This is a genomic window from Thermopolyspora flexuosa (assembly GCF_006716785.1).
Lineage (GTDB): Bacteria > Actinomycetota > Actinomycetes > Streptosporangiales > Streptosporangiaceae > Thermopolyspora > Thermopolyspora flexuosa.
Window position 1 is genome coordinate 4,067,681 of the sequence record NZ_VFPQ01000001.1, and the last position, 12,031, is coordinate 4,079,711.

Below are 12,031 nucleotides of genomic sequence, written 5' to 3' on the forward strand. Positions count from 1 at the left end.
GCGCCGCCCGCATCGGCCGAAAGTCGGAGGCGCGCCCGGGCGCGGCCCGGGCAACCGGGTCAGTTCTGCCGCTTGAGCTCGGCGCAGGCGATGCGGCCGCCGGAGTCGCCGGCCTTGCGGGTCTCGGCGTCCGGCCCGCCCTTGCCGTCCACGCGGTAGCGCTCGGGGATGTTGCCGTGGTTGTCCGGCTTCTCGTGCACGAGCATCGCGGTGCCCTCGCCACCGACCAGCTTGTCCACCTGGACCCGGTCGGTCACGTACGAGCCCTCGCCGGTGCCGTCCTTGTTGACGAGCAGGTTGGGCAGGTCGCCCTCGTGGTCCGGGTGGTCGCCCGAGCCGAGGTGCGCCCCGGCGCTGGAGAACGGGCTGCCGGTCTCCGGGTCCTTGGCCGAGGCGTCGCAGACGCCCTTGGCGTGCAGGTGGAGGCCGTGGAAGCCCGGGGGCAGGTCGCGCGTCTTGACGGTCACCCGGGTCTTGCCGTCGCCCGCGTCCTCGATCTCGACGGTGCCGACGGTCCGGCCCTCGGCGTCCTTCAGCTCGGCGCTCACCCCGCCGGTGGGCGACGCGGTGGGCGACGGGGACGGCGAGGCCCACGCGGCGCCGGCGCCGCCCGCCACGGTGAGCGACGCCAGGGTCAACGAGACAGCTGCGTACCGGAGCATGGAAATCCCCTTTCCGGTTCCGCCGGCGCCCCGCCGCCGCGGCGGAACGCCGACGTCGGGTACAGCCAGGTTAGGTAGCCGTCCCGGCGGCGTGGCCCAAGCCGACGTCAACTCTGCACCCGTACTGTCTTGCCGGTCCCACCCCGCGCTTTCGGGCGCGTCCCGCCCGCCCGCGTGCCGGTCAACGCCCTACCGGGTACGGCCCAAGCCGCGGTCGCGCGGCGGCCGGGCGCGCGTCAGGCGTCCCAGGCGGCGCCGAGGGCGAGCAGCCGGTCGCGGTGCTCCAGGTGCGCGGTCCAGTCGGCGGGCCAGGCGGCGGCGCCGTGCCAGGCCCCGGCGAACGCGCCGGTCAGCGCGGCGATGGAGTCGGAGTCGCCGGAGGAGCAGGCGGCGCGGCGCACCGCGGCGAGCGGGTCGCCGGGCAGCAGCAGGAAACAGTACAGGCCGGTGGCGAACGCCTCCTCGGCGGTCCAGCCCGCGCCGGTGGCGAGGCACGGGTCGGCCTCGAGGTCGGGGGCGGCGAGCGCGCGCTCCAGGCGGTCGAGCACGGCGAGGCACTCGTCCCAGCCGCGGGCGAGGTACGCCGCGGGGTCGGCGGCCCCGGCGCGGGCGGCGAGGTCGCCGAGCCAGTCGCCGTGGTAGACGGTGCGGGACGCCTTGGCGTGGTCGCGCAGCGCGGCCACCAGCTCGGCGGGGTCGGTCCCGTCGGCGAGCAGCCGTACCGCGTGGGCGGTGAGGTCGGCGGCGGCGAGCGCGGTGGGGTGCCCGTGGGTGAGGGCGGCCTGGAGCTGGGCGGCGGCCGAGCGGGTCGGCCCGTCGAGGCCGGGGACGAGCGCGACCGGCGCGACGCGCATGTTCGCCCCGCAGCCCTTCGACCCGGTCTGGCTCGCCGCCTGCCAGGGGCGGCCGTCGCCGAGCAGCGCGCAGGCGCGCAGGCAGGTCGTACCGGGCGCGCGGTCGTTGTCCGGCGACCGCCACCAGGCGAGGAAGCGGTCGCGCAGCGGGCCGACGAGCCGGTCCGGGGTGAGCGGCCCGGCCGCGGTCGCGTCCGCGAGCGCCTCGGCCACGGCGAGGGTCATCTGGGTGTCGTCGCTGACGAGCACCCGGCCGCCGGAGACGATCAGGGTCATCGCGCGCCACGGGCCGTACCGGGCGGTGATCTCGCCGACGCCGAGGAACTCGGCCGGGTAGCCCAGCGCGTCGCCGACGGCGAGGCCGAGCAGGGTTCCGGTCGCCGCTCGTTTCACGTGCTCAACCCCACAGCCGTCATCGAATCGGTACGGCACCGCCGGGTGGGTCACCGGTTGAGGCAGCCCCGGGGGTGCCGCCGGTGGGCGCCGCCCGGGACGGGCGGGTGCCCGGCCGCCCGGCGCGCCGCGGTCCGGCGCTCGTAGGCGCGCATCTCGGCGAGCACCTCGAGCGGGTCCTCCAGCAGCCGGGAGAAGGCGAGCTCGGCGGCGCCGACGAGGGTGGCGTCGTCGCCGAGCCCGGCCACGCGGAGCCGTACCTGCTCGCGGGAGACGGGCAGCACGTTCGCCCGGATGCGCGCCCGGACCTGGGCCTCGGCGCGCGGGTAGACCTCGCGCAGCATGCCGCCGAAGATCACCATGCCCGGGTTGAACAGGTTGATCAGGTTGGCCACGCCGATGCCGAGCCAGTCGCCGATGCGGTGGAACGCGTCACGGGCCGCGGCGTCGCCCTCGTCGGCGGCGCGCACCACCGTGTGCCAGCCCTCGCGGCCGGACAGCTCGCCGGACCGCCCGGCGAGGTCGATCAGCGCCTGCTCGCCGACCTCCGCCTCCAGGCAGCCGCGCGAACCGCAGGCGCACGGCCGTCCCTGGTACGGGTTCACCATCATGTGGCCGAGCTCGCAGCCGTACCCGCGCTCGCCGTCGAGCAGCCTGCCGTCGACGATGATCCCGCCGCCGACGCCGACGTCGCCGTGCAGGTAGACGAGGTTCCGGTAGCCGACGCCCGCACCGCGCTCGTGCTCGGCCACCGCGCCGAGGTGGGCCTCGTTGCCGACGAGCACCGGCAGCCCGAGCCGCAGCCCGAGCTCGGCGCCGAACGCCTGGTCCACCCAGCCGAGGTTCGGCCCGTACCGCACCATGCCGTCGGCGCGGCTGATCATGCCGCAGTAGGAGGCGCCCACCCCCACGCAGAGCGCGTCCGGCGGCGCGGTACGGCGCAGCTCGTGCCCGAACGCGGAGAGCACCTCGACCACGTACTCGAGGTCGGCGCCCGCGCGCCGCCGTACCGCCTCGCGGCGGTCGAGGATCCGTCCGCCGAGCGCCACCCGCGCGGCGACGAGCCGGTCGACCCGGACGTCGAACGCGAGCACGTACAGGCGGGGGTCCGGACGGACCACGAGGGACGGCCGCCCCGCCCGGCCGGTGTCCCGCGGCTGCTCCTCCCGGACGAGCCCGGCCGCGGACAGCTCGGCGGTCAGCGCCATGATCGTGCTCCGGTTGAGCCCCATGCGGTGGGCGAGCTCCGACCGGGACAACGCGCCGCTTCGGTGCAGGTGCCGCAGGAGGGTCCCGAGGTTGTGCCGGCGTATCTCCTCCTGGGAACGGCCGCCCTTCACCATGCCGCCGCCCGCGGGCCGGACGCCTGGCGGCGCGGGGGCAGGACGCGATCGCGCATGCCGATCACCCGCGGCGCCCCGGGCGCGTTACGCGGGTACCGGCCACGCTTCCGACCGGGACGCGGCGGGAAAGGCCACGGGCGTGGAACGTTCACGGACCGAGCCCGCCGTCCGCCGCCTGCCGGGTGGCCCTCGTATGCCGCCTCGGACGCCTCGGGACAGGACGTCCGCGGCGACGGACAGGGAATTACCGATCGGGCCATGTGTTCATATGAACATAGAACGTGTGCTCTGGCAAGTGACACCCGGCCGTACGGGCGCGCTGCGCGGGGCGGCCGGAGACGGGCTCCGATGCGCGCCCACGGCCGGACGATGCAACACGGAACAAGGGGTCGATCACCTCACAACTCACCTATCGCCAGTCAACACCGGACCGTCAAGGGATGCCGGAAAGCGCCGCCCACCTGCGGTTTCGCAGCGCGGGACGACCCAGGAGCCACGTGACGACTCACTGCATCGAAGCAGGAAGTCGACATTCCGGACAGCGTTCCAGGCGTGATGGGACACCGTCCCCCTCGTCCGAGGGCACGAGCCGGCCGTACGGAACGCCGGTCGGGCAGAGTACCGGCACGCGCTGGTCGTGGCCCTCGGGGGCCACCGTGCTCGGCCACGGCCTGCCGGATCCCCGGCGAACCACTCCACCTGAGCCGCGCCCGCGTCCGCACGCTCCCGGCCGGCGCCCCGGTATCGGTGCGTGAGGGCGACGTCCTTCTCCGGTTCGGGTGCAGGGCGCGGCGGTGCCGGTGGCCCTGAAGCCGTTGCCGGATCCGCACCTCAAGCCTCCGGTGCCCTGACCCGCTCCGGGGCCGGCGCGACGATGGAGGCCGGGGCGCCGCGATTGCCGGTCAGGAGCCCTCGGGCGTTCCCTTCTCGGACTCGCCGAGCTCCTGGAACACGGTGATGTGCAGGCCCGCGGGCGCGTCCAGCCGCGAGTTGAGCGAGCGCCACGGGGTCCTCGTCGGCGGGGCGACCTGCTCGGCCCCCGCCTCGACGAGCCGGGCGGTCACCGCAGGGGTGTCGTCCACCTCGAAGGCGAGCCGGATCTTCGGCGCCACCTGGCGGCCCACCTCCACCTCGTCGATGAACCGCTTCTGCGCCGGATTCGCGATCTCCAGCGTCGCCCGGCCGGCGTCGAGGATCGTCACCCGGGCGTCGCCCTCCCCGGAGATCGCCGCCTGCTCGGGCATGCCGAGCACGTCACGGAAGAAGGCGACGGCCGCGTCGTAGTCCTCCGCCTCGACCACGACGCGCAGCTGCCGGACCACCGGCGCGTCGCCACCCGTTCCTGCCGCGCTCATCCCACACCCCCTCGGTGTCGACAAGGTCAAAACGTGGCGAGGATACCTACGAGACGGGCCTCGCCGACGTCGCGGCCGGTCAGCGTGGTCACCGAGAAACCGTGATCCGCCACGGCCGACGCCACCTTCGCGGCGATCTCGCCCGCGCGCGCCTCCGGCGGCGCCTCCCAGTACAGGTGGAACCCGCCGCCGGACGCCGGCCGGCGCCGCAGGGCGGGCAGCTCGCGTTCCGCGGGGCCGGTCCCCGCCCCGCCGCCACCGCGTCCCGGTTGCGCCGCACGGCGGCCTCGATGGCCGTGCTCGATCGGTCGAGGCCGAGGTAGGTGCCCCGGTCAAGGCGGTCGAGCACGAGCGCGGCGGCCACCCCGCGCCCGCAGCCGTCTCCAGCACCCGCTCGTCCGGCCCGAGGCACAGCGTCTCCACCGCCCACGACAGCCGTGCGGGCACCTGAGTCCCCATGATCGCCACCCTAGGCGGCGACGGCCGCCGAAGGCCGGGCGTGATCCGATCGATCGGGCGAGCGGGTCCGGCATTTCGGGTACGGCGGCACGCCGTGGGGGCGATGAGGTGCCCTCCCCCGCCGCCCGTGGTGTGCCACCGAGGGACACGGCGGCGGCCGGGCCGTGGGCACGACGCCCGGTGCCGCCCCGCGGCACCGGACGAGACCGACGGGCAACCGGGACCCGCGCGGGACGTCACCGCGACCCACCGCGACGCCCACGCCGTTGCGCCGCTGCGGGCGCCGCGACGGGGGAACCTGCGGTGGAAGGGAACGGCCGGTGCCCTCCCATGTCACTCGGCTCAGCAGACCAGAGGCATCACGGCGGCCGGACCGGCGGTCACGGTGCGCCCTGTGGTGCGCTGGTAGCGCCGGACGAGGTCGGCGAGGCGGGATCGGCGGCCAAGGCGGCGGTCGAGGCGCAGCACCACGTTCCGGCGCGGCGGCGGGAAGGCCGCGGCGAGGGCGGCGAGCACCGTCTCCGGTTCCGCGCCCGCCCGGTTGAGCACCCACGCCGTGCCGGCGTCGAAGGCGACGAGCGCGAGGGCCAGATGTTCCCGGCGGTGCCACCGCTCGCGGCGGGCGAGGGCCAGCCGCAGCGAGGCCTCGTAGGCCGCCTGGGCGTCCAGGCCGATCGGGGGGTTCATCCGGGCGCAGCGGCGACGCGCCCTGGCCGCGCCGAGCGGCAGCAGCGGTTCCCGCGCGGGCGGCCGGTCGAGCAGCGCCGTACCGGCCTCGCCCAGCATCCGGTCGAGGTCGACACCGAGCCTGGCGAGCATCTCCCGGTCGGCCGCCGCCCCGGCGTCGGCGGGCTCGGCGGCGCGGGCCGCCGCGCGGATCGCGTCCTCGGTGGCGCCGTGCGCGCCCAGCAGCTCCGCGACGGTACCGCCGCCCACGGCGAGCGCGAGCAGCAGATGCTCGGCGCCCACCCTCGGGTGCCCGAGGTCGCGGGCGAGCACCCACGCCCGCCCGATCGTCCGGCTCAGGTCGGGATCGTCACCGCGGAACATCAGCCCTCCAGGAGACGGTGGTACTTGCGGTGCACGGTCTGCTTGGTGACCCCGAGCCGGACCGCGATGTCCCGCCAGGACCAGCCCGCCCGGCGCGCCGCCGCGACGCGCTCGGCCTCCAGCCTCTCCACGAGACGACGCAGCCTCGCGACCGCGCGCAGTCCGGCGTCGAGATCATCCCCGTGCAGCGCCTGTTCGAGATCGGCGTTCACGGACATGGCGTCAGCATATGCTGACGACTCGAGGCCGTCAACATATGCTGACGCACCGCCTGCCTCGCTCCTGGGCCGGGATCGCGCGGCCGCCGCCTGGGTAAGCGCACCCCCGGTGGCCGCCACGGCGACCTCGGCCCACCGGCCGCCCTCCGCCCGGCATCGATTCCACGGAGTGGGCCCCTCCTCAGAACATCGGGCCGTTCACCCTGGGTCCCCCCTGCTCAAGGCCAAGTGCCCGGCTCGTGCGGAGGCGCGGTGCCACCTCACCGAAACGGGCGTCACCCACCCGCGCCCGTACGGCGGGTGCCCGCCAAGGCGGCCGTGCCGTAACCGGGAACGCGCGAACCGCCTCGCGGCCTACCTGGTGAGGACCACCTTCAACGCCCCGGTGTCCTGGGCGTTGGCGAACGTCTCGTACGCGGCCTCCATCTCCTCCAGCGCGAAGCGGTGGGTGATGAACGCCGTGGGGTCGAGACGGCCCGCGGCGATCATGTCGAGCAGCGTCGGGGTGGAGTAGGTGTCCACCAGGCCCGTGGTGATCGTGACGTTCTTGATCCACAGGTCCTCGAGGTGCAGCGTGGCGGGCTTGCCGTGCACGCCGACGTTCGCCACCCGGCCGCCGGGCCGTACCAGGCGGGTGCACAGCTCGAACGTCTCCGGCACGCCGACCGCCTCGATCGCGGTGTCCGCGCCGAGCCCGCCGGTGAGCTCGGCGACCGCCGCGGCGGCGTCGTCACCCGGGCCGACGACCACGTCGGCGCCGAAGCGCTTGGCCGCCTCCAGCCGGGCCGGGGCCAGGTCGACGGCGACGATGTGGCTCGGGGTGAACAGCCGCGCCGAGAGGATCGCGGAGAGCCCGATCGGGCCGGCGCCCACGACCACCACGGTGTCGCCCGGGCCCACCTTGCCGTTGAGCACGCCGACCTCGTACGAGGTGGGCAGGATGTCGGCGAGCATGAGCGCGGACTCGTCGGCGACCCCCTCCGGGAGCTTGTAGGTGGAGGTGTCGGCGAACGGCACGCGCAGGTACTCGGCCTGCGTGCCGTCGACCCGGTGGCCGAGGATCCATCCGCCACCGCCGAGGCACTGCCCGAACATGCCGATCCGGCAGTACCGGCACCGGCCGCACGCGGTGATGCACGACACCAGCACCCGGTCGCCCTCCGCGATCGTGCGTACCGCGGCGCCGGTGCGCACGACGGTACCGACCGCCTCGTGGCCCAGGATCCGCCCCGGCTCGACCGTCGGCACGTCCCCCTTGAGGATGTGCAGGTCCGTGCCGCAGATCGTCACCGCCCGCACCTCGACGATCGCGTCGGTGTCGTCGATGATCTCCGGATCCGGAACCTCCTGCCAGGACCGGTTGCCCGGCCCCTGGTACACCATCGCCTTCATGCGTCCTCCTCCGGTTCCGCTGGGCTCTTACGAGGGGCGGTTCCACCGTCCCTCGGGCGAGCCCGCCCCACCCAGTGGCGGAAGGCCCCTCCTGCGCAGCCCTTCGTCACTCGATGCGCACGTGGCCGACGCGGGCGCGCTGAAGGAAAGGTGGATCCGGTACCGCCGGACGGCATGGTCAAACCCGTCCGGCACCGGAGGACGGCCGCGGTGCCCTGCCGTACGGCCGGCCGCGCGGTCGCCGCGCCGTACGGTCTGCCCGGTTCGGCGGGGTCAGGAGCCGGGGAGGATGCCGATGCCCGCGAAGCCGTCCACGCCGGGGAGGGGCGGCAGGGCGAGGGGTTCGTCCTCGAGCCACTCCCGGGTGGCGACCACGCCCGGCGGCACGAGCTCGAAGCCGTCGAAGAAGCGCAGCACCTGCTCGCGGGTGCGCGGGGTCGGCATGCCGGTACCGGTGCCCTGGTAGACGGCGCGGCCCTCGTCCACCTTCCGCTCGTCGAGGTCACCGCTGGTCAGGTGGGTGATGGCGAGCGCGCTGCCGGGCACGAGCCGATCCCGCAGCGTGGTCACGATGCGCTCGGCGTGCTCCTGCTCGGGGACGAAGTGCAGGACGGCGAGCAGCAGCACCGCCACCGGCTTGGCGAAGTCGAGGTGGCCGGTGACCTCCGGGTTGTCGAGGATCGTCGCCGGCTCGCGCAGGTCGCCGTCGACCACGATCGTCTGCCGGTTGTCGGCGAGCAGGGCCCGGCCGTGCACGAGCACGATCGGATCGTTGTCGACGTAGACGACGCGGGAGTCCGGGGCGACCGAGAGCGCCACCTCGTGCACGTTCTCCTGGGTGGGCAGTCCGGCGCCGATGTCGAGGAACTGGCGGATGCCGCGCTCGGCCAGGAGCGTGACCGCGCGCTTGAGGAAGCGCCGGTTCTCCCGCACGCCCTCCCTGACGTTCGGCGCGAGCTGGAGCAGCTTCTCCGCCGCCGCCCGGTCCGCGGCGAAGTTGTCCTTACCGCCCAGCAGGTAGTCGTAGATCCGTGCCGCGCTCGGAACCGTGGGGTCGATCCCGGGTGGCGCCTTTTCCTCGCTCATCTCGTCCAACTTTCCAGGGCGGTCACATCTGGTTGATCACCAACATAGTTGGATTGATCGCCCACCGCAGGACAATCGCCGAGCGGGCTCGCCGTACCGGGCGGACGGCCTCGCTCCCTCGGATGGCCACGGGTCGCGGCGAAGGGCTTCCCGGGCAAATTTCCGTCTTATACAGTAGGAAATACAGGTTTATTGCCGCCGTCCGGCGGGCCACGCCGCCGGGGCGTACCGGAGATCCACCGTCCGCCCACCACCCGCGAGGAGGGGACGCAGCATGTCCAGTGATTCCCGGTTCGAGATCCGGAAGATCGGCGGGCGAATCGGGGCCGAGGTCGTCGGCGTCGACGTGCGCGACCTGTCCGACACCGCCTTCGCCGAGATCAAGGCCGCGCTGCTGGAGCACAAGGTGCTCGGCTTCCGCGGCCAGGAGCTGACGGACGAGGACCAGATCGCCTTCGCCGCCCGGTTCGGCCCGCTCACCGGGGCGCACCCCACGGTGCCGTCGGTGGCGGGCAGACCGGAGGTGCTCGCCGTGGACGCGGAGCAGGGCATCCGCTCCAACCACTGGCACACCGACGTCACCTTCATCCGCACGCCGCCGAGCATCACCACGCTGCGCGCGCTCGTCATCCCCCCGTACGGCGGGCACACGCTGGTCGCCAACGCCGCCACGGCGTACCGGGACCTGCCGCGGGAGCTGCGCGAGTTCGCCGACCGGCTGTGGGCGGTGCACACCAACGACAACGACTACATCCGCCCGGCCCGCAACGCGAAGGGCGAGGCGTACCGCAAGGTCTTCACCTCGCGGGTGTGGAAGACCGCGCACCCGGTGGTCCGGGTGCACCCCGAGAGCGGGGAACGCGGCCTGTTCGTCAACGGGTTCGCCCAGAGCATCGTCGGCCTGAACCTCCGGGAGAGCCAGGCCATCCTGCAGATCTTCCAGTCGTACGTCGTCCGTCCCGAGAACGTGTTCCGCTGGACCTGGTCGCCGGGCGACCTGCTGGTCTTCGACAACCGGATCACCCAGCACTACGCCCCGGACGACTACGACGACCTGCCGCGCAAACTCCACCGGGTGACCGTGGCCGGCGACGTCCCGGTCGGCGTGGACGGCCGGACGAGCCACATCATCGAGGGCGACGACGCCGCCCACTTCACCCCGGCCGCGGGCGCGGCCTGAGGCGGCCGATCCGGGCATCGAGCCCCGGCCCCGGCGGACGCCGACGCCGCTTTCCCCGCCGGCTCTCCGACAGCGCGCCGAACGCGGCGCACCGGCCGCGAGGCGCCCGCTCATCCTCGGCTGATCACCCGTGCCCGCCGTACGGCCGGGCGAGGGACGCGGCCGCCCGGGCTCGGACGGCCCGGGCGGCGATCCGCAAGGGCGGCTACTGGAGGCCGCCGCGCACGGAGGTGATGCGCTGGGTGTTGAAGCCGAGCCAGTGCATCCGGCCGACGTAGCGCGCGTGCTCGACCTTGATGCACCGGTCCATGATCACGGTGACGCCGCCCTCCTCGGCGATCCGCGCCGCCTCCTCGTTCACCACGCCGAACTGGCCCCACAGGGCGCGGGCGCCGATCCGTACGGCCTCGCGGGCGATGCCGGGCAGCGCGTCCGGGGCGCGGAACACGTTCACCACGTCCACCGGCTCGGGCACCTCGAGCAGGCTCGGGTAGCTGGTCTCCCCCAGGATCTCGGTCTCCCGGGGGTTGACCGGGATCACCCGGTAGCCGTGCCGCTGGAGGTAGTAGCCGACGAAGTTGCTCGCCCGCAGCTCGTTCTTGGACAGCCCCACGATCGCGATCGTCTTCGCGGTGTGGAGGACGCGCTGGATGGTGAGCGGGTCCTGGTAGCGCGCGAGATCGGTCATGCCGCCCCCGCCTTCTCCTCCTCGAGCACCGCGGCGACGCGGGCGAACCCCTGTTCCAGATCCCAGATGAGGTCGTCGACGGACTCGATGCCGACCGACAGCCGCACCGACCCCGGCCCGACGCCGGCCGCCCGCAGCTCGTCGTCGCTGAGCTGCCGGTGGGTGGTGCTCGCCGGGTGGATGACGAGGCTCTTGGCGTCGCCGACGTTCGCCAGGTGCGACCACAGGGTGAGGCCGGAGATGAAGCTCTGCCCGCCCTTGCGGCCGCCCGCGCAGTCGAACGAGAACACCGCCCCGGCACCGCGCGGCAGGTACTTCTCCACCAGCGGCCGGTACCTGCTGTCCGGCAGGCCAGGGTAGGTGACGTTGGAGGCCAGCTCGTGTTCCTGCAGGTACCGCGCGACCGCGAGCGCGTTCTGCACGTGCCGCTCCATGCGCAGCGACAGCGTCTCCAGCCCCTGCAGCAGCAGGAACGCGTTGAACGGCGAGAGCGCGCCGCCCAGGTCACGCAGGGTCTCGGCGCGCAGCTTCATCAGGAAGCCGTACATGCCGAACGTCTCGTGGAACTTCAGCCCGTGGTAGGCGGGCGAGGGCTCCGCGATCACCGGGTAGCGCCCGTTCGACCAGTCGAACGTTCCACTGTCGACCACGACGCCGCCGAGGGTGGTGCCGTGGCCGCCGATGAACTTGGTCGCCGAGTGGATCACGATGTCCGCGCCCCACTCGATCGGGCGGCACAGGTACGGCGTGGCGAACGTGTTGTCCACGATCAGCGGTGCCTCGTGCTCGTGCGCGATCGCCGCCACGGTCTCGATGTCGAGCACGTTCCCGGCGGGGTTGCCGATCGTCTCGCCGTAGAACGCCTTGGTGTTCGGCCGCACCGCCTTGCGCCAGGCCTCCGGGTCGTCGGGGTCGACCCAGGTGAGCTCCACGCTCATCTTGCCGAGCAGGTGCTTGAGCTGGTTCACCGTACCGCCGTAGAGCGCGGCGGACGCGACCACGTGGTCGCCCGGGCGCAGCAGGGTGAAGAACACAGCCGCCTGCGCGGCGATGCCGCTGGCGAACGCGACCGCGCCGCAGCCGCCCTCGAGGTTCGCCACCCGCTCCTCGAACACGGCGACGGTCGGGTTCATGATGCGGGAGTAGGTGTTGCCGTACTCCTGCAGGTTGAAGTAGGCCGCCGCGGACTCCGGATCCTCGAAGACGTAGCTCGTGGTCTGGAAGATCGGTACGGCACGGGCGCCGGTGTTCGGGTCGGGCCGTTGCCCGGCGTGCACCTGCCGGGTCTCGAACCCGAACTCCCGCGCCTCCTCTGTACGGGGGAACCGGTCGGTCACAGTCCTCTTCCTCG

11 protein-coding genes are annotated in these 12,031 nt (G+C 73.8%); 1 reads left to right on the top strand and 10 read right to left on the bottom strand.

All coding sequences use genetic code 11. The features are described from left to right. Nucleotides 1-59 precede the first annotated feature (59 nt). The 8 genes from FHX40_RS17280 to FHX40_RS17315 all read right to left on the bottom strand — a co-directional run bounded on the left by FHX40_RS17280 (nt 60) and on the right by FHX40_RS17315 (nt 8,812). Entirely contained in the window at nt 60-662 is a 603-nt protein-coding gene (locus tag FHX40_RS17280; RefSeq protein WP_142260583.1) for a superoxide dismutase family protein, read from the bottom strand. 236 nt (nt 663-898) lie between these two features. Further along, on the bottom strand, nt 899-1,909 hold the full coding sequence (locus FHX40_RS17285) for an ADP-ribosylglycohydrolase family protein (protein ID WP_142260584.1): 1,011 nt from the start codon (nt 1,907-1,909) through the stop codon (nt 899-901). A gap of 50 nt (nt 1,910-1,959) precedes the next feature. Next, nucleotides 1,960-3,252, bottom strand: a complete 1,293-nt coding sequence (locus tag FHX40_RS17290) for an ROK family transcriptional regulator (protein WP_142260585.1) — start codon at nt 3,250-3,252, stop codon at nt 1,960-1,962. 902 nt (nt 3,253-4,154) lie between these two features. After that, nucleotides 4,155-4,607, bottom strand: coding sequence for a VOC family protein (locus FHX40_RS17295; RefSeq protein ID WP_142260586.1), 453 nt, complete (start codon nt 4,605-4,607; stop codon nt 4,155-4,157). A gap of 801 nt (nt 4,608-5,408) precedes the next feature. Then, on the bottom strand, nt 5,409-6,116 hold the full coding sequence (locus FHX40_RS17300) for a Clp protease N-terminal domain-containing protein (protein ID WP_142260587.1): 708 nt from the start codon (nt 6,114-6,116) through the stop codon (nt 5,409-5,411). Beyond that, complete coding sequence (locus FHX40_RS17305; RefSeq protein ID WP_142260588.1) at nt 6,116-6,334, bottom strand: helix-turn-helix domain-containing protein; 219 nt, start codon at nt 6,332-6,334, stop codon at nt 6,116-6,118. Before FHX40_RS17305 ends, FHX40_RS17300 begins: the two co-directional genes overlap by 1 nt. Nucleotides 6,335-6,688: 354 nt before the next feature. Continuing rightward, nucleotides 6,689-7,726 carry a zinc-dependent alcohol dehydrogenase family protein gene (locus FHX40_RS17310; RefSeq protein WP_142260589.1) on the bottom strand — a complete coding sequence of 346 codons (1,038 nt, stop codon included), beginning with the start codon at nt 7,724-7,726 and terminating at the stop codon, nt 6,689-6,691. A 273-nt stretch (nt 7,727-7,999) separates the two neighbouring features. Beyond that, nucleotides 8,000-8,812: an SAM-dependent methyltransferase gene (locus FHX40_RS17315; RefSeq protein WP_142260590.1), complete on the bottom strand. Its 813-nt coding sequence runs from the start codon at nt 8,810-8,812 to the stop codon at nt 8,000-8,002. Nucleotides 8,813-9,086: 274 nt separating this feature from the next. On the opposite strand from FHX40_RS17315, the gene FHX40_RS17320 reads away from it, so the two are divergent. Next, a complete protein-coding gene (locus FHX40_RS17320; RefSeq protein ID WP_142260591.1) occupies nt 9,087-9,992 on the top strand; it encodes a TauD/TfdA dioxygenase family protein in 906 nt (301 codons plus the stop codon). A gap of 205 nt (nt 9,993-10,197) precedes the next feature. On the opposite strand, the gene FHX40_RS17325 is transcribed toward FHX40_RS17320, so the two are convergent. Together FHX40_RS17325 and FHX40_RS17330 are read right to left on the bottom strand one after the other, a co-directional pair. After that, nucleotides 10,198-10,680 (bottom strand): CoA-binding protein, encoded by a 483-nt coding sequence (locus FHX40_RS17325; RefSeq protein WP_142260592.1) that lies wholly within the window; start codon nt 10,678-10,680, stop codon nt 10,198-10,200. Then, nucleotides 10,677-12,017, bottom strand: coding sequence for an O-acetylhomoserine aminocarboxypropyltransferase/cysteine synthase family protein (locus tag FHX40_RS17330; RefSeq protein ID WP_142260593.1), 1,341 nt, complete (start codon nt 12,015-12,017; stop codon nt 10,677-10,679). Before FHX40_RS17330 ends, FHX40_RS17325 begins: the two co-directional genes overlap by 4 nt. Between the last annotated feature and the right edge of the window lie 14 nt (nt 12,018-12,031).